Below are 16,902 nucleotides of genomic sequence, written 5' to 3' on the forward strand. Positions count from 1 at the left end.
CCGCCATGGGCAGAGCGGTCATCTTTCGAACTTCACGTTCACGAGCGCGGTCGCTCGCGTGGGTTGCCCGGCTCGATCGAGGCCAGGAGCCCACCGCTTGGACAACGCACAGCGCCGCGCCTCTCGCGCGAAGCCATGCCCTGGATCGGACGTCACGGCGACTGAGAGCACACTGCCCCGGGCATCCACATCGACACGCAGGGAGACGACGCCTTGATCGATCCCCGCGTCATCCGCTTCGCTCGGGAACGGACAATCCCAACGAGCCCCACCCGCGAGCGCCGGGCCCTTGGAACGATCCGCGGCGAGATCCGTGCCCGTGCCCCCTTCGACCCCACCCGCCCGCGCCCCCGGGTCACGAACCGCGTGGGTCGCGGTGCCACCGGACTCGGTCGTTCCTCCGGCATAGGTGGTCCCCTCGCCCATCACGATCGTGTCCCCGAAATCCACGACCTCGGGGGCAGCCGTCGCAACCTTCGCGGCCTGCGCGGCGGCGGGTGGCGGTGCGCTCGCGGTGGGAGGGCTGGCGGGCCGTGGCACAGGCGCGGGCGCGGCCTTCGGGCGCGGAGGTTCCACCTTGGGCGGCTCGGCGGCGGGAGGCGCGACCGGCTCCGGCGGAGGCCGAGGCGGGAGTTCGATCTCCACCCACTGAGTCACGGGCGCGCTTTTCACGGCGCCGCTCTCGCTCCGCAACGGCCCCATGAAGCTCGCCCCGACGACGAGCGCGGCATGGAGCAGCGCGGCACCAACACCCGCCACGATGAACGGCCCCGGCGAACGGCGAGGCGCCTGATCGAGAATCGACGCTCGCGTGCCCATGCGGACGCGAGGTGCCCTCCCGGCCAGCGCACCCTGGCTGCTCAAGGAGCAACCTCCACCGGCGGCCCCGGCTCCACCGCGAAGGCGATATGGGACAGGCCGGCCTGCCGGAGGATGTCGAGCGCATGCATGACGCGGCTGTGCGGCACGGTCCCATCCGCCTGCACGACGGCGCGCAGCTCCGGGTGGGCCGCCAGCGCGGTACGCGCCAGTTGCAGCACCTGCTCGTCACGTGGCGCCGGCTCGCTGTCGACGAACGTCGTGCCGTCGGCGCGCAGCGAGACGCTGAAGATCTGCTGCACCTCGCCACCCGTCGCGGCCCGCGGCAGGTCCATGGGCATCGCCCGCGACACGACGATCTTCGCCGTCACCATGAAGATGATCAGCAGCACGAGCGTGATGTCGACGAGCGGCGTCACGTTGATTCCCGTGATCGGCGCGTTCGGCTTGTTCGAAGAGAACCCGGCCATGGGTCACTCCGTGACCGTCGCCAGGGGGCCCACCGGGGTGGACTGCCCGTTCGCGGGCACATGCTGGCTCGCGGCCTCGCGGTGGACGCCGTTGCGCGAAACGCTCCGGGGAGCCTCCTCCTCGCGCAGGTGCGCCAGCAGCACGTGGCCGAGCGTCTCGGCGTCCGCGATCGCCGACGTGACACGGCCCTGGAAGTAGTTGAACACCGCCACCGCCGGGATCGCCACGACCAGTCCGACCGCGGTCGCAACCAGTGCCTCGGAGATGGCGCTCATGATGCGCTCGGGCGCCAGCGCGCTCGCCGCGGCCATCGCGCCATTCACGGGCTGGGAGTGCCCCAGCGCCTCGAACGCGCCGACGACGCCGATGACCGTGCCGAGCAGTCCCACGAACGGGGCATTGTTCCCGACGGTGCCCAGGAACATGAGGCGCCGCTCGAGCCGCTTGCGCTCCAGTCCGATGGCCGCCGCCATGGCCTCTTCGGCGGACGCGGGGCCGACATCCGCCTCGGCGAGCCCCGCGGCCACGACGCGCGACTCGACGGTGTCCGTGCGCTCCAGGAGCTGCCGCGCGCGCTCGTACTCGTGGCCGCGAAGGAGCTTGCGGAACTCGGGCACGAGCTGGTCCATGTCTCCGTGGACCCGGCGGAAGGCCCACGCGCGCTCGAGCGCGACCGCGACCGAGGCGAGGCTCAGCGCGATGAGGAGCCAGAGCACCCAACCGGCGCCCGAGCCAACCATGAGATAGGTGAGTCTTTCGATCATGTCTTGCTCCCCTTCATCCGAACCGGTGTCTCACTCGAGCGGAAACAGCGCCGAGAAGTAGCCATCCATCGTGAACCTCTGGGTGGCGATGTTGGTGACAGGGTCGAGCTCGATGACCGAGGACTTCGCGCCATCCGCGCTCTCGCCGCTGTAGAGCTTGCCGTCCACGGCGCTGCCGGTGAACCCGACAACCGAGAAGTTCGCGCCCTGGACCACCTCCGCCTTCGGTGTGTCTCCCAGCGTGAGGCGCCACATCTTGTAGGCCGGCACGCTCCAGTGCTCGTAGTTCATGCGGTCGACATTGGCGGGGATCCGGTCCTCGTACATCATCGTCGAGAAAGCCACCCCGCTACCGTCGGCGCCGGGCTCCAGCTCCGTCATCGAGTCGAGCCCGCCCGTGAGCGACGGAATCTCATAGAACCAATCCTGCTCGAAGTCGGTGCCCCCAGGGGCGATGCGAAGCAGGCAGTTGACCACCGTCTGCTTGCCGGCCGCCGCGGCGAACGTCTGCATCGACTGGTTGCGGCCATCGCCCATCACGTAGGCATAGCCCCGCTCATCGAAGACCACGCGCCCGCCTGCTCCACAGCGATTGTCCTCGGCGAACCCGACGACCTTCATCGCCTTGGGATCGAGGATGGTCACGCTCACCGTTTGCTGGATATCGGCCGTGGACCAGTTGACGAACTTGCCGGGGATGTAGACGAGCCCCTTGTACGTCGTCGTCGTGAAGGCCTCGAGCGAGTAACCGTCCCTCTTCAAGTGCGACAGATCGACGGTCCCCTTGATGCTCATCTCCTTGGGATTCCAGATGACGGCCACATACGCGCCCGTGAGCACGGAGACGGCGGTCTCGTCGTCCACGATGACGTTCGCGAAGTCCATGTAGGTGAGGCCATAGTTCAGGAAGCTGAGCCGACCCGTCTCCTTGAACCCATCCACGGTGGAGTACCGAACCCACTCCGGAGCCTCGGCGCGGCCGTAGAAGAAGTCGCTTCCGTGCGCCAGGAAGACCGCGTTGCCACCCTCCTCGATGCCCTTGGTATTGGTGAAGTGGCCTTCCAGCTTGTTCACGATCTGGGCGTAGCTGACGCGGTTGCCATCCGCGCCGATGACCACGGATCCGAGCAGATAGCGCTTGCCCTCTGGAGCAGGGTTCTCGGGCCCATCGTCGGACTTGTCACTGCACGCCGCGAGCGCGAGCGCGAGCACTCCTACAGTCCAGAGCTTGCTGCTCGTCATCATCAGATCTCTCCCGTCACCTTCAGGAAAATGGATCGGCCGGGCCGCTGCACTCCGAAGAAGTCGTAGACCGCCGCGTCGGTGAGGTTCTGCACCTCGAGCGTGGTGGTGAAACGCGCGTCGCGTTTCATGCTCCAGGAGAGCCCCAGGTTGTGCGTGAGCTGCGAGTCGACGACCTGCTTGAAGTCGCGCAGGCCCTGGCTCTCCCAGCTTCGGTAGAACGAGTGGACGTAGCGGCCCGCGTAGAAGGGCTCGAGCGTGTCGTCACGGCCGGGCAATCCTGGGATGCGGACACGCGCGCCCCAGCTCGCGAAGAGCCAGGGGCGATTCGGGATGCGGTCGCCCTCGAAGTCGCCGAATGTGCCTTCGCTCGAAGCGTTGCGGACATCCTGGAAGGTCACCATGCCGTCGAGGCTCAGCCAACGGCCCGGCGAGCTCCACGCAACAGCGCTCTCGATGCCGAGAGCTCGGGCACGGTAGACATTCTGGTAGGTGAAGTACCGGTCGTTGCCGAGCAGGACGATGAGGCGGCTGCTGTCGCGCCAGAAGGCGTTGAGGTCGACGGTGAAATCTCCGAGCGAGGCCCGGCGCATCTCCAGGTGCGGACCCAGGTTGGCGTTGTGGCTCACCTCGGGTTCGAGCTCGAGGCTCGGGGAGATGAGCACGCCGTTGCCGAAGACTTCGTCGGGCCGCGGCAGGCGCGTGGCGTACTCATATGAGGCCTTGGCGTAGAACCACTCCGTGAGGCGAACACGCACGCCATCGCCGATACCGAGGGCGTGGGAGTCCTGCGAGAGCGGACGGAAGTTGCCGCCCGGGAGCGCCTCCTCGCTGGACGCGCGGTAGACGTAGTCCTTCACGAAGAAGGTGTTCTGGACGGCGTAGTCGGTGCCGCGCCGCCGCTCCTCGAGCACGCTGGAGGCACCGGGGATCGGGAGCGCGTTGAGCTCGTACTCGATCCCGCTCACGAACGTGAAGAGGTTGCGCCGGGCGGTGAGCGGATCGCGCGCGGAGGGGTCGGCCTGGATCCGCTCGTCGCCAGTCCGCTTCACGTAGGTCGGTGACATCGAGAGGCGCAGCACGTGCTCGCCATGCGGTACCCACTCGAGCCCCACTCGCCCCAGGCCGCTGTTCTGCCAGATTGTCTGGTCGGTCGGCTCGCTCTCGATCTCCCCTGCCACGGCCCGCTCGCGAATGCGGTGCCCGAACCAGTCGTAGACCCACTCGCCCTTGTCGACGAAGTCGATCGTGCGCCGCGCGAAGTTGCCAAGCACCGACAACTCCAGGTTGGAGGAGAGCGGCTGCTCGTAGCGAGCGGTGGCACCGAGGACCGTCTCTCCATACGTGGGCTCGCCGTACGGCACGGTCATCACGAGGTTGTGCTGGAGATCCTTGTCGTAGGTCGATCCGAACGCGCGGAGCAGGAGCTGGCGCGCCCATGGCCGATCGACCACGCCCACCTCCACCGAGCCACCGAAGGCACGGTACCCGTCGTGAAAGCGCGGAACGGTAACGGGCTGAAGCCGCCCTCGGTCATCAGGCACCTCGACGTTGATGCGGTAGTCGTTCTGGGCGAAGTCGAAGAAGGCCGCGCCGCCGGCCACGAAGCCCGTGGGATCGTGGCGGTAGCGCCCATCGAGCGTCACGCGATGCGTGCCGAAAGAGCCAGCCTGGTAGCTCGCGCCAAGGCGCGTCTGGTGGTCCTGATCGGTGACGAGATTGACAGCCCCTCCAAGTGCGTCCGCGCCAAAGCGGATCGGCACGACGCCGCGGAAGATCTCAACGCGATCGATGAGGTTCACGGGCACGTTCGCGAAGCCGAACGGGTACCCCGCGAGCTCGAGCGGCACGCCGTCGAGGAAGAAGCGGATCTGATCGTCGTAGAGGCCGTTGAGCGAGAACCGCGTTCCACTGCCAAGGCCACCCGAGCGGCGCACGGCCACGCCCTGCGTCCTCGCGACGACCTCGCCGAGATCCGCGCTCTGCTCGCGCGCCCGTCTGAGGTCGACGACGTTCACGGCCTCGGCGGACTCCTGTCGCTGGCGGGCCTCGGAGACCGTGCCGCGCACGGTGACCTCGACGGGAGAAGGCGCGGCAGGTGGGAGCTCGGCGGGGAGCCGAAGCTCGATGCGGGCCTCACTCCCGGCCACCACGACCGCATCGCTCTGCACCGCTCCCGCGCTGCTCGAAGCCTGCAACCGATACTGCCCCGGCGCGAGCTCCGGAAACTGCACACGGCCCTCGGCATCGGTCACCGCACGCGCCGTCGCCAGCTCCGGCCCGCTCAGGGAGACCTCGATGGCCGCTTTCGGAGCGCCGCTCGCATCGAGCACCTGCGCCGTCACGCTCCCCGTGGTCGGCTCGGGCGGAAGGCGGAACGTCATGCGATAGAGGATGCGGGCGGCGATCGGCTGCCCATCCCGGCGCGCCGGATTGAACCGCAGGCGGAGGGCGGCCTCGCGAGCCGCCTCGTCCAGTGAATTCCCGAGCGGCTCGGTCACTTCCGCCGCGGTGACATGCCCCTCCGGATCGATGCTGAGCCGCAGCGAGACAACGCCCTCCAGGCGCTGCGCACGGGCATCCTCCGGGTAGTTGGGCTCCACCGGCTCGACAAGTGTGGGCGGCTCCAGGCCCGTGGCAGGAGGAGCGCCCGCCGCCTGCTGGGCGCGAGCGCTGAATCCCATGCTGATCACCGCGACGAGGACGAGGAACTCGAGCCCCCACCCGCCGCGAAGTCCCCTGCCAGCACGGGCTCCGCCAACCTCGGTCCGCAGGCAGTCACGCATGCACAGCGACGCCGAGACCTCTGGAGCATGCGACGGGGTTGACATGGATCCCTTGCCCCGAGAATAGGAGCGCGAGTGATTCGCATTTTCGTCTCACGCCAGGGGGGCGGTGTCAACCAGGAACGTCTGGGGACCTGGACGGGCCCTATCAGGTCCTCTGAACACATCCCTCACCTCGCGCGGCGCTCGCGTCCCTGCTTGACAGCCCACTTGAGTTTGATAATCAAAATCAAATGAAACGTTTTTGCTCTCTGGCTCTCCTGCTCCTTGCGGCGTGTGGTGGTGATGATGACAACTCCCCGGACGACACGCCGGATAGTGGCCCGGCCTACGTGCTGGGCAACCTGGTGTTCGGTCCAGAGGGCACCACGTCCTACGTGAACGTGCTCGACAAGCTCGACTCCCCCACGATCGATCTGAAGAAGGCCCGCGAGTTCCCCGGCGCCGCGGACGTCTGGGTCTACAACCAGAAGATATTCGTCACCAATCCGGAGAAGCTCACCATCACCCGCTACGGGCTCAAGGGCCGCGAGTTGGTGGAGGAGGCGGCCATCAGCTTCTCCAACTACGGCATCACCAGCATGGGCTTCTGGCTCAACACCTTCGTCACCGAAGACAAGGCGTTCATGCTCAACGGTGCCGCCGAGTACATCGTGTGGAGCCCCAAGACGATGGAGATCACCCAGGTCATCAAGCTGCCCACGTTCCCGGAACGCCCCGGCTACCGGCTGGTCCCTGGCTACTCCGACCGGGCCGCGGCATGGCGCAACGGGTGGCTCTTCCAGCCCCTGTACTGGACCGACGATTCCTACTTCCGGTTCACGCCCGACTCGCGCATCGTGGTGATCGACACCAACACCAGCAAGCTGGTCGAGATCCTCGAGGCTCCGTGCCCGGGGCTCGACTACGTCAGCCGTGACGCTGCCGGCAACTTCTTCTTCTCGAGCTGGGTCTACGCTCCCGGCGGGGCGGTGGTGCTCGACCAGCCCTCGACGTGCGCGTTCGAGGTTCCCTCGGACTTCCGAGCGCCGAACGTGGCGTTCAAGTTCGCGGACCTCACCGGGGGCCGAGAGGGTGGCATGCTGCACTTCCTGCCGGGCGGAGGAGCGATGTTCTCGGTCTTCCACGACGAGCGCTTCACCGTCGACGCGAACACCAACCCGTCGCAGGTCACCTTCGGCCCCAACTGGCGCTTCTGGTCCTACAAGAACGGCACCGCCGCGCCCATCGAGGCCTTCGACTGGAACGCGGGGGCCCAGTACACCTTCAGGGTCGAAACCAGCAACCTCATGCTGGTGGCCGATGGGGACTACAGCCGCACGCGGATCTACGATCTGGGCAGTGACGGCACCGCCCCCACCCAGAAGTTCGAAGCGCCGGGCTGGTCGGTGCGGCTCTTCCAGGCCCGCTGACACCGGGAGCTGGTGGGCTCGGGCGTCAGCGGGCGGGGAGTGGCTTCGGGCTACTCCTCGTCCTGGCGCAGCGCCGCCAGCACGTTGAGATCCTCGAGCGTCGTCGTGTCCTGCGTCGTCTGCTTGCCCGCCGCCACGTCGCGCAGCAGGCGGCGCATGATCTTCCCAGAGCGGGTCTTCGGCAGGCCCTCGGCGAAGCGGATCTCGTCGGGCCGGGCAATCGCGCCGATCTCCTTGGCCACGTGCGCGGCCAGCTCCTTCTTGAGCTCCGGAGACGGCGGCGTTCCCTTCTTCAGCGTCACGAAGGCCACCAGCGCCGTGCCCTTGAGATCGTCCGGGCGGCCCACCACGGCGGCCTCGGCGATCCGGTGGTGCGCCACCAGCGCGCTCTCCACCTCGGCCGTGCCCAGGCGGTGGCCGGCCACGTTCACCACGTCATCCACGCGGCCCATCAGCCAGAAGTAGCCGTCCGTGTCCGTGCGCGCCCCATCGCCGGTGAAGTACTTGCCCGGCAGTTCGCTGAAGTACGTCTTCACGTAGCGGTCCGGATCCCCGTACACCGTGCGCAGCATGGACGGCCACGGCTTCGTCACGAAGAGCAGGCCGCCCTGCCCCTTCGGCACCGCGTTGCCCTGCCGATCCAGGATCTCCGCGTGGATGCCCGGCAGCGGGAACGTCGCCGAGCCCGGTTTCGTCGGCGTGGCCCCCGGCAGCGGCGAGATCAGGATCCCGCCCGTCTCCGTCTGCCACCACGTGTCCACCACGGGGCACCGCCCGCCGCCAATCACGTCCCGGTACCAGATCCACGCCTCCGGGTTGATCGGCTCGCCCACCGAGCCCAGCAGCCGCAGTGAGCTCATGTCGTGCTTGCGCGGGTGCTCGTCTCCCAGCCGCATGAAGGCCCGGATCGCCGTGGGCGCCGTGTACAGGATCGTCGCCTTGTACCGAGCGATGATCTCCCAGAAGCGGTCCGGCCCCGGCTGCGTCGGCGCGCCCTCGTAGATGACCGTGGTCACCCCGTTCATCAGCGGCCCGTACACCACGTAGCTGTGGCCCGTCACCCAGCCTACGTCCGCCGTGCACCAGTAGATGTCGTCATCCTTCAGGTCGAACACCCACCGCGTCGTGAGCGACACGTTGACGGCGTAGCCCGCGGTGGTGTGCAGCACGCCCTTCGGCTTCCCCGTCGAGCCCGACGTGTAGAGGATGAACAGCGGGTGCTCGCTCTCCACCCACTCCGGCTCGCACGTGTCGCTCTGCTTGGAGACCAGCTCCTCCCAGGACACGTCCTTGGGCCCCAGCGGCCCGGCATCCCCGGCCCGCTTCAGCACCACCACCTTCTCCACCGTGCGCATGTTCGGAAGCGCCGCGTCCACGTTCTTCTTCAGCGGCACCACCGCGCCCTTGCGCCAGCCTCCGTCCGCCGTGAGGAGCACCTTCGCGCCCGCGTCGTTCATGCGCTCCTGGAGCGCCTCGGCCGAGAAGCCGCCGAACACCACCGAGTGCACCGCGCCAATCCGCGCGCACGCCAGCATCGCCACCGCCGCCTCGGGCACCATCGGCAGGTAGATGCCCACCCGATCGCCCTTGCGCACACCCAGCGACTTCAATCCGTTCGCCAGCCGGTTCACCGCCACGGCCAGCTCGCCGTAGGTGACGCGTCGGCGATCTCCCGGCTCCCCCTCGAAGAGGATGGCCGGCTTGTCCTTCAGCTTCGGCAGGTGCCGATCCAGGCAGTTGTAGGCCAGGTTGGTGCGGCCCTCGACGAACCACTTCGCGTGCGGCGCCTTCCACTCCAGCACCGTCTTGAAGGGCTCCTTCCAGTACAGCTCCTCCCGCGCCCGAGCCCCCCAGTAGGCCTCCGGATCCTTCTCCGCCTCGTCCCAGAGGCGGCGGTAATCCTCCATGCTGCGGATGTGCGCGCGCTGAGAGAACTCCTTCGGCGGCGGGAAGATCCGGTTCTCCGTGAGGACTGATTGAATCTCTTGCGATGGACGCTGCTGCTCAGCCATGGGCTTCCTCCCCAGCAGGACGGCGTGACAAGGCCTCCTGTCTAGGTCGCCCGTGGCCCAGGCTCAAGGCTACTCTTCGCAGCTCTCTCCATTCTGAACGGCCTCGAAGCTCGCCCAGAGCTCGCAGACACACTGGTCCGGCTGCCGGGCCTCATAACGCACCCGCACAGTGCCGTCGAACCGGGTGCGGCAGACCGTGGTCCCCTCCAGGTGCACGCTCACCTGGTCCAGCAGGCACTCCTCGTTGGTGTTCGGGAGGACGATCGACGCGTTGGCCACACTGCCGTCCACCGCGAAACGGTCCTTGGACTCCAGGAAGCGGCCGACGAGCTGCATCTCCAGCAGCTCGAAGTCCATGCGCACCACCTGTCCGGTAATGAGCAGTGAGCCATCCCAGAGCGATTCCGGCTTGTCGAAGGGGAGCAGGTTGCAGTCGTCCCGGTACTTCGAGACGAACCGAAGATCGTAGTGCCCCTGGTTCTGGGGGAACGTGTTGCAGCTGAGGCAGAGCCCCACGGCGAGGAGCAGGCACGGCAGCAAGGAGCGGCGGGTGGGCACGCGCCCACCATAACCAACCCCGCGCATCCATGCAGTGCCCTCGCGCGGCCCGGGGTAGACTGTGCGGCCCTATGGCCGAGAAACAGTTCAAGAACCCCACTCCCACCGTGGACTGCATCATCGAGCTGCCCGGAGAGCGCATCGTCCTCATCCGCCGCGCCAATCCGCCCATCGGCTGGGCGCTTCCGGGTGGCTTCGTGGACGAGGGGGAGCCGCTCCACGCCGCCGCCGTGCGCGAGGCCAAGGAGGAGACCGGCCTCACGGTGGAGCTCATCGAGCAGTTCTTCACCTACTCGGACCCGAAGCGCGACCCGCGCAAGCACACGATGTCCACCGTCTATATCGGCCGAGCCCAGGGCGAGCCCCAGGGCGCCGACGATGCCGCCGAGGCCCGGGCCTTCCCTGTGAATGCCCTGCCCCCGGATCTCTGCTTCGACCACGGCACCATCCTGTCCGACTACCTGGCCTACAAGCGGACCGGGCAGCGGCGGAAGATCTGAAGTCGCGCTCGGATGTACGTCCTCCTGGCCCTCCTCGCCCTCGGCCTGCTGCTGGCCGTCCATGAGTTGGGGCACCTCCTGGCCGCGCGGCTGCTCGGCGTGAGCGTGCCCCGCTTCTCCCTGGGCTTCGGGCCGCCGCTGCTCTCGTTCCACCTGTTCGGCACCGAGTATGTCGTCGCCGCCATTCCCCTGGGCGCCTCGACCACCCTGCATGGGATGAATCCCCATGTGCCCGGGCTCGATCCGGCCGATCCCCGGAGCTACTCGGCCCAGCGCCCGTGGAAGCGCGTGGTCATCACCCTGGCCGGATCGGTGGCCAACTACCTGTTCGCCCTGGGGGTGCTCTTCGTGCTGTACACCTCGGGTACGCACGTGGTGGTGCCGCTCACGGTGGGCACGGTGACGCCCGGCTCGGAGGCCGCACGCGCCCAGCTCCTCCCGGGCGATCGCATCCTCAGTGTGGATGGCCAGCCGATGAAGAGCTGGTCGGACTTCGTGGAGTTCATCGGCGCCAGCCCCGGCCGGGACCGATCGCTCGTCGTCTCGCGCCATGACGAGGCGCGCGTGGTGCAGGTGCGCCCCCGTCCCGATGAACGGGGGGTGGGCCGCATCGGCGTGAGCCAGCAGTACGTGTACCGCGAGCACAAACCGGGAGAGGCCCTGGCCCAGTCCCTGGTTCACTCCCAGCGAGTGGCCACCGAGGCGCTCGGCCTCGTCTGGAGCCTGGTCGTGGGCCGCAATCCCGCAGCCGAGCCTCCCAGCACCGTGGCCGTCGTGCGGCAGTCCTCCGGTGCGGCCTCCTCGGGACGGGATGCCTTCCTGCGGGTGCTGGTCGCCATGTCCGTGGCGCTCTCGCTGCTGCACCTCGTGCCCATACCTGGACTCGATGGCGGCCGGCTGCTGTTCCTCGCCATCGAGTTGGCCCGAGGGCGGCCGGTGTCCTCTCGCGTGGAGACTTTCGCCAACACGCTGGGGTTCCTGGCCATCGCCGCCGCCATCATCGCCGTCTCCGTCGCCGAGGTCCGACGCGCCCTCCCGCTCCCGGAGCCTCATGGCGATTCCGGCCCTGCGCCCCTCCCCTCGCTTGCTCTCACGGATGGAGGGGACTCCTCGAGCCCTGGCTCCTCGCACGACGCTGGGGTGCTCACTCCTGATGCGGGGGGAACCTCCTCCAAGCCTGGCTCCTTGTCCGATGCTGGGGTGCTCACTCCGGATGCGGGGGGAACCTCCACAACAGGGATGGTGTCAGATGGAGGGCGACCCTCTCCGGCTGCCGGGGGGACGAGCAGCACGGCAACAGCACCCGATGGAGGACTCCCTCCCCCGGATGCTGGAGGACCGACCGGGCCGGGGAGCGCCCCCGACGCGGGTGCACCTCTGGTCGATGCGGGCGCTGCTGACGCGGGTTGAAGGCTCTATTCTCGGACGGTCCATGAATCGCCAAGCAAATGCCGGCCTCTTCTGTGAGCTGTACTGGGGTGAATCCCTGGCCGAGGCCTGGAGCATCGGCTCCGAGCATCCCCAGGTGCTCGCGGCGCCCGACGAGAAGGCGATGCTGCCCCTCTATGGATTCACCCTGCCCGAAGAGCCCTTCCTCTTCGCCGAGCGCACCGAGCACGGCTACCGTGTCTTCGTTCCTCCTCGCGTGAAGCTGGAGCGCAGCACGAAGGGCGACGCCTTCCATGCCGTGCCCGAGTCCCAGTTCGTCCAGCACCAGGGACGGGCCAGCGTGGAGTTGCCCGAAGGCACCACGCTGCGGCTCACCGAGGGCGAGCTCCACCTGCTCGTTTCGCACTCGGTGGCGAAGGATCGGGAGAAGGTCTCCCGGCTCAAGGCCTTCGTGCGAGTGGCGGCGGTCAGCGTGCTGTTCCTGAGCCTGCCGCTGGGGTTCCTCTTCGGCGGCCCGGATCCCCAGCAGATGCAGCAGAGCAACGCCCGAGCCATCTCTGCGGCGAAGGAGAAGGATCAGGCCCGGCGCAAGGCGCTGGGAGTCGACACGCCCCTGAAGCCCATCGCCGGGACCGAGCAGAAGCCCGTCCAGAGCGACGGCGGCACCCCGGTCACCGTGCCCGCCAACCTGAGCGTCCAGTAGCCTCGAGGGCAGGCGCTTCCGCCCTACCTCCTCCGTCGTTGGGCCCACGCCAACGAGGGAGTTAGAGTCGGATGGAGATAAAAGGCACCAGAAGGGCTTCGCATGTTCGCGTCCGAGCACAAGCCTCGTCAGTCCGTGGGGAACGCTCCTGCTCCGACGCCCAGGTGGCAGGCTCCGGAGAGCGCTCCCCCGAATCCGGGCTGGCACCATCTGGCCCTGTCGAGCCGCTCCGCGATGAGCGGACCGCACGAACAGGGTGAAGCGCGACGCCATTACTTCGAGCCTCGCACGCAGGCGCCCTCCCGTGCGTCCCACCCCATCCAGCGCCAGGCGGCTGTGAGCACCCCTGGCGATGCCGCTGAGAAAGAAGCGGACGACGTTGCCCAGCGAGTCATGAGGATGGCGGAGGGGGCACTCGCCCCCGTTCAGCCCATGGCCGGCAGTTCTCCAAGGCGCGAAGTTCTGACGAAGCACGCGATGTCCACGGAGGCGAACGCCGGGCTGGATGTCGGAGCCGCCGTGCGTGAAACCGAGCGGGGCGGCAAGCCACTCCCCAATGCCGTGCGTACGTTCATGGAGCCTCGGTTCGGATACGACTTCAGCGGCGTCCGCGTTCACACGGGTGGCGAAGCCGCGAATGCGGCGCGTGCGGTCCAAGCCAGGGCCTACACCTCCGGCAGCGCCATCGTCTTCGGCGAGGGAGAATACGCCCCCTCCACGGCCCAGGGCAGGATGCTGCTCGCGCACGAGTTGGCCCATGTGGTGCAACAAGGCGCGGCGAAGAGCGCCTCCCCTGTCGTCCAACGCTGGTCGGCCGGCACGCCCGTCGACGCACAGGCCAAGGCGGCCGAGGTCGAGCACCTCGTGCGTCCTGGCAACAATGAGGCGCAGGCGCTCAAGACTCTCGACGCGCTCAAGGACATGCGCGACCTGCTCGCCGTCGTGCGCAAGCTCTACACCGACGCGGACTCGACCAACACCGACGAGGGGGCTCGCCGTGCCTATTCCCTCTTGAATGGAGAGCTCACGATCGGCGGCCCGGCCACGGCAGGCGTCAACCGGGCAAGGCTCAAGGCGGCGTTCGACGCCGCGCCCTACTCCGCGCTGCGCAACCCTGTCGGGGAGGATCCCGGCACCAACCCGACGCTCTCCAACGCGCGCAAGAGCCAGAGCGGCATCGCACGCCCCGGTGATTGGGGTGAAGACCCGGACAACAACACGTGGGTCATGCACAAGGAGGGCATCCGCAGCTATTTCCGCACGAGCGTCCCTCGCGCGAGGCGCTCGTCGGCATGGATGGCGAACAATCCTGGCAACGCCGACTACCTCAAAACGCTCACCCCCCGCGCCGTCGGCTCCTTCCGCTGGGGGAAGGGAGGGCACGACTTCGCGGTGTACTTCGACGAAGCAGATGCCTCTGTCGATCTGCGTGAGCGCATGAGCAGCTTCACGACCGTCGAGAACTACATCCGCGCCCATCTCGGAAACAACCCCAAGGAGAAGGGGAACAACTTCGATCTCTACATCAAAGCCATCCAGACCGAGGTCCCCGAGCTGAGCCAAGGCGATGCGACTTCGAAATGGACCGACAACGACGCCCAGTGGCGCCGCGTCGTGCAAGGCTTCAAGGTCGCGGAGGGCTGGGTTCCTGCCGTCATCGGAAAGACGCTCACGGCGGCCGACGTGACGGCCACTCCCTCGGATCCCAAGGAGGCCGCCGTCGTGGACTACTATCGTGCGCGCTTCGGAGTGTCGGGGTCCAAGCCTTGATTCGAAGCGTGCGTCAGGGGCCCAATCCGACCCAGATCTCGCCGTCCTCGAAGAACTCCTTCTTCCAGATCGGCACATCCTGCTTGAGCCGCTCGATGGTGTGCTCGCAGGCCAGGAACGCCTCTTTCCGATGGGGCGCCGCCGCGGCGATCACCACCGCCAGCTCTCCCGGCATCAACGTCCCCACCCGGTGCATGATCGCCAGGCGCGTGCCGCTCCAGCGCTCCGCCACCTCCGCGGCGATGGCCGCCATCCGCTTCTCCGCCATGGGCGGATAGGCCTCGTACTCGAGCTTCAGCACCCGCCGGCCCTTCGTCTGGTTGCGCACCGAGCCCGAGAACGTCACCAGCCCGCCGTACGCCTCACCCGACACCGCCGCCACCACTTCCTCCAACCGCAGCGGCCGGTCCACCACCGAGAACAACCCCGAGCCTCCCGACACCGGAGGGATCAGCGCCAGCTCCGCCCCGTCCGGCACCTCCGCGCCCGTGTCCACGAACTCCTGGTTCACCGCCACCCGCAGGTGCGGCAGCAATGGCACCAGCCCCGGGTGCTTCTCGGCCACCCGGCGCAGCACATCCTGGACCCGCGCACCTTCGGGCACTTCCAGCGTCTCGCGCTGGGCTCCCGCGCGCTCTCGCGCCGCGGCGAAGTAGAGAACGAAGATCGATGCCATCTCAGTGAGTCCGCAGCACGACCCGGCCGCGCAGCCGAGCCCCGCCCTCTTCGGGCGCGAAGTCCAGGAAGGCGTGATCGAACGGAGTGACTTGATCCAGGAACGCCCCGCCAAAGGCCTTCGCCGCGCTCAGCTGCCCCGGTGGAACCCCCGGCACCTGCTCGGGTGCATCCATCTCCGAGCGCAGCCGGCCCATGTCCAGCATCAGGGACACATGACTCGGCCCGAATGCGCTCGCGCCGAAGCGATCCTGGAGCGCCGCCCCCACGTTCCCCCGAGGCCTTGCGTCCAGCGCCTCGCCCGCCTGCAGCGACAGGCGATCCGCCGCCACCGTCAGCACCAGCGGCTGATCCATCACCCGCATCCGGAACCGGGTGACGCCCTTCTCCTGGCTCTGCTCCACATTCCAGGTACCGGTCGCGAACACCTTCGTGAGCGCCGCCACCATGGGCTCGGAGCGCGTCAGGCCCGCCTCCATCATCACCGCGCCGCGGGGCTCGGGTCGCTTGTTCACCAGGAAGTTCCGATAGAAGGCCGGCGCGTCGAAGTACACCAGCAGCGTCACGTCCCCTCGCACCGAGTTGATGAGCGCCTCGGCGTCGATCCCCTCCTTGCTCCAGTTCTGGAGAGCCTCCGTCCGCCGCGGAGAGCCGGGAGTTCCGAAGAGCAGCGACGCCAGCTCGCTTGGCGGAATGGACATCATCGCCACGCCCACGGGCCCCAGAGGAGCCTTCTCCAGCAGCGCCGGCGCCGGGCCCTGCTTGCCCTGCAGCAGCGGCTTGTCCGCGGGCATGAAGCCGTCCATCTCCGCGCGCCCCTCCTTCACGGACAGCGAGGAGAAGAACCCCGGGAACCCGCCCCCCTGATCCTTCTGCGGGAAGCGGATGAAGACGTACGCAATGCCCTCCGCCACCTTCGCGCGCAGCTGCGTCAGCAGCGGGGACTCGGACAGCCCCGGGCCTCTGAACTCCGCCACGTACCGGCGCAGCCCCTCCGCATCCGGCGACGAGGTGGACGCCTGCACCGGCTCGCCCGCGGGAACCTCCTTCTTCTGCGGCATCGCCAGGTACAGGTAGCCCCGGTCCAGGAACACCGTCACGGGCTCCACTTCCGTCATCTCGATCCGCGCGCTGTCCTCTCCCTGCCGCTGCACCCGGTGGCCCCCGGACTCGAACTCCTGGATGACCGTGTCCAGGGCCGCCTTGCCATCCGTCACGCCCAGCAGCGCCACCGTGCCCTCGAACACCGGCACCGAGAACAGGCCGAAGCCCTCCTCCGGATCCACCTTGCTGGAGTCGCCCTTCAGGCTCTGCAGCACCATGGGCAGGAAGGGAGCATCCTCCAACTGCCGCTGGGCCGTGTCCGGGCCCATGAGGCGCGCGTAGAAGTCCACCAGCGGCTCCACCGAGCCGCGCAGCTGCGGCACGTACATGGCCACCGTCGCGTCCTCGGGGATGGCGCGCAGCACCGGCCGAGGCACCACGGTGAGCTGCACGCGGCCCACCTCCGTCGCGCCATCGAGCGCCCGCACCGCGAATGTGCCCGAGCGCGGGAAGGCGTGCGCGAGGTGACGGCCCTTCTGCGCGGGCGCGCCGTCCCCGAAGTCCCAGGAGACTTCCGGAGCGCCCTCCTGGGCGGAGCCAAACTCCACCGGCACTCCGGCCTCCACCGTGCGATCCGCCCCCAGCTCGGGCTTCACGGCATGGTGGCAGCCGGCGGCCAGCAGGGCCCCGGCCACCAACGAGAGGACGGACGACGGGACTTTCAGGAAAAGGCGCGAGGAAGACCGCATGAAGCGGT

General features: G+C 68.2%; 14 protein-coding genes. 5 read left to right on the forward strand and 9 right to left on the reverse strand.

What is annotated here, in order from left to right; all coding sequences use genetic code 11:
• Nucleotides 1-18: 18 nt before the first annotated feature.
• The 5 genes from KY501_RS40415 to mxcH are packed head-to-tail and all read right to left on the reverse strand — an operon-like array spanning nucleotide 19 to nucleotide 6,127.
• Nucleotides 19-864, reverse strand: a complete 846-nt coding sequence (locus tag KY501_RS40415; protein ID WP_224369247.1) for an energy transducer TonB — start codon at nucleotides 862-864, stop codon at nucleotides 19-21.
• Nucleotides 861-1,289, reverse strand: a complete 429-nt coding sequence (locus KY501_RS40420; RefSeq protein ID WP_224369248.1) for an ExbD/TolR family protein — start codon at nucleotides 1,287-1,289, stop codon at nucleotides 861-863. The genes KY501_RS40415 and KY501_RS40420 overlap by 4 nt, the downstream gene beginning before the upstream one ends.
• Before the next feature lie 3 nt (nucleotides 1,290-1,292).
• A complete protein-coding gene (locus tag KY501_RS40425) occupies nucleotides 1,293-2,054 on the reverse strand; it encodes a MotA/TolQ/ExbB proton channel family protein (RefSeq protein ID WP_224369249.1) in 762 nt (253 codons plus the stop codon).
• A 30-nt stretch (nucleotides 2,055-2,084) separates the two neighbouring features.
• On the reverse strand, nucleotides 2,085-3,299 hold the full coding sequence (locus KY501_RS40430; RefSeq protein WP_224369250.1) for a DUF4374 domain-containing protein: 1,215 nt from the start codon (nucleotides 3,297-3,299) through the stop codon (nucleotides 2,085-2,087).
• Nucleotides 3,299-6,127 (reverse strand): TonB-dependent siderophore myxochelin receptor MxcH, encoded by a 2,829-nt coding sequence (mxcH, locus tag KY501_RS40435; RefSeq protein ID WP_224369251.1) that lies wholly within the window; start codon nucleotides 6,125-6,127, stop codon nucleotides 3,299-3,301. The genes KY501_RS40430 and mxcH overlap by 1 nt, the downstream gene beginning before the upstream one ends.
• 188 nt (nucleotides 6,128-6,315) lie before the next feature.
• Between mxcH and KY501_RS40440 the strand changes: the two genes are divergently transcribed.
• Nucleotides 6,316-7,494 (forward strand): hypothetical protein, encoded by a 1,179-nt coding sequence (locus KY501_RS40440; protein WP_224369252.1) that lies wholly within the window; start codon nucleotides 6,316-6,318, stop codon nucleotides 7,492-7,494.
• Between the two features lie 50 nt (nucleotides 7,495-7,544).
• On the opposite strand, the gene acs is transcribed toward KY501_RS40440, so the two are convergent.
• Nucleotides 7,545-9,506 (reverse strand): acetate--CoA ligase, encoded by a 1,962-nt coding sequence (gene acs, locus KY501_RS40445; RefSeq protein WP_224369253.1) that lies wholly within the window; start codon nucleotides 9,504-9,506, stop codon nucleotides 7,545-7,547.
• A 69-nt stretch (nucleotides 9,507-9,575) separates the two neighbouring features.
• A complete protein-coding gene (locus KY501_RS40450) occupies nucleotides 9,576-10,064 on the reverse strand; it encodes a hypothetical protein (RefSeq protein ID WP_224369254.1) in 489 nt (162 codons plus the stop codon).
• Nucleotides 10,065-10,135: 71 nt separating this feature from the next.
• Here KY501_RS40450 and KY501_RS40455 point away from each other — a divergent pair, with 71 nt between their 5' ends.
• The 4 genes from KY501_RS40455 to KY501_RS40470 all read left to right on the forward strand — a co-directional run bounded on the left by KY501_RS40455 (nucleotide 10,136) and on the right by KY501_RS40470 (nucleotide 14,426).
• Nucleotides 10,136-10,564: an NUDIX domain-containing protein gene (locus KY501_RS40455; protein WP_224369255.1), complete on the forward strand. Its 429-nt coding sequence runs from the start codon at nucleotides 10,136-10,138 to the stop codon at nucleotides 10,562-10,564.
• A gap of 12 nt (nucleotides 10,565-10,576) precedes the next feature.
• Nucleotides 10,577-11,974: a M50 family metallopeptidase gene (locus tag KY501_RS40460; RefSeq protein WP_224369256.1), complete on the forward strand. Its 1,398-nt coding sequence runs from the start codon at nucleotides 10,577-10,579 to the stop codon at nucleotides 11,972-11,974.
• Between the two features lie 22 nt (nucleotides 11,975-11,996).
• On the forward strand, nucleotides 11,997-12,656 hold the full coding sequence (locus KY501_RS40465; RefSeq protein ID WP_224369257.1) for a hypothetical protein: 660 nt from the start codon (nucleotides 11,997-11,999) through the stop codon (nucleotides 12,654-12,656).
• 477 nt (nucleotides 12,657-13,133) lie between these two features.
• A complete protein-coding gene (locus tag KY501_RS40470) occupies nucleotides 13,134-14,426 on the forward strand; it encodes an eCIS core domain-containing protein (RefSeq protein WP_224369258.1) in 1,293 nt (430 codons plus the stop codon).
• Nucleotides 14,427-14,439: 13 nt separating this feature from the next.
• Here KY501_RS40470 and moaD read toward each other — a convergent pair whose 3' ends face one another.
• On the reverse strand, nucleotides 14,440-15,102 hold the full coding sequence (gene moaD, locus KY501_RS40475) for a molybdopterin converting factor subunit 1 (RefSeq protein WP_224369259.1): 663 nt from the start codon (nucleotides 15,100-15,102) through the stop codon (nucleotides 14,440-14,442).
• Between the two features lies 1 nt (nucleotide 15,103).
• Nucleotides 15,104-16,894 carry a PKD domain-containing protein gene (locus tag KY501_RS40480; RefSeq protein ID WP_224369260.1) on the reverse strand — a complete coding sequence of 597 codons (1,791 nt, stop codon included), beginning with the start codon at nucleotides 16,892-16,894 and terminating at the stop codon, nucleotides 15,104-15,106.
• Between the last annotated feature and the right edge of the window lie 8 nt (nucleotides 16,895-16,902).

The organism is Hyalangium versicolor (assembly GCF_020103695.1).
In the GTDB taxonomy this organism is placed as follows: Bacteria; Myxococcota; Myxococcia; order Myxococcales; family Myxococcaceae; genus Hyalangium; species Hyalangium versicolor.

Bases quoted from the DNA above. Each gene is read 5' to 3' on its own strand.
- moaD (WP_224369259.1), bottom strand. From the start codon at position 15,102: ATGGCATCGATCTTCGTTCTCTACTTCGCCGCGGCGCGAGAGCGCGCG.
- mxcH (WP_224369251.1), bottom strand. From the start codon at position 6,127: ATGTCAACCCCGTCGCATGCTCCAGAGGTCTCGGCGTCGCTGTGCATG.
- KY501_RS40470 (WP_224369258.1), top strand. From the start codon at position 13,134: ATGTCCACGGAGGCGAACGCCGGGCTGGATGTCGGAGCCGCCGTGCGT.
- KY501_RS40440 (WP_224369252.1), top strand. From the start codon at position 6,316: ATGAAACGTTTTTGCTCTCTGGCTCTCCTGCTCCTTGCGGCGTGTGGT.
- KY501_RS40465 (WP_224369257.1), top strand. From the start codon at position 11,997: ATGAATCGCCAAGCAAATGCCGGCCTCTTCTGTGAGCTGTACTGGGGT.
- KY501_RS40425 (WP_224369249.1), bottom strand. From the start codon at position 2,054: ATGATCGAAAGACTCACCTATCTCATGGTTGGCTCGGGCGCCGGTTGG.
- KY501_RS40430 (WP_224369250.1), bottom strand. From the start codon at position 3,299: ATGATGACGAGCAGCAAGCTCTGGACTGTAGGAGTGCTCGCGCTCGCG.
- KY501_RS40480 (WP_224369260.1), bottom strand. From the start codon at position 16,894: ATGCGGTCTTCCTCGCGCCTTTTCCTGAAAGTCCCGTCGTCCGTCCTC.
- KY501_RS40460 (WP_224369256.1), top strand. From the start codon at position 10,577: ATGTACGTCCTCCTGGCCCTCCTCGCCCTCGGCCTGCTGCTGGCCGTC.
- acs (WP_224369253.1), bottom strand. From the start codon at position 9,506: ATGGCTGAGCAGCAGCGTCCATCGCAAGAGATTCAATCAGTCCTCACG.
- KY501_RS40455 (WP_224369255.1), top strand. From the start codon at position 10,136: ATGGCCGAGAAACAGTTCAAGAACCCCACTCCCACCGTGGACTGCATC.
- KY501_RS40420 (WP_224369248.1), bottom strand. From the start codon at position 1,289: ATGGCCGGGTTCTCTTCGAACAAGCCGAACGCGCCGATCACGGGAATC.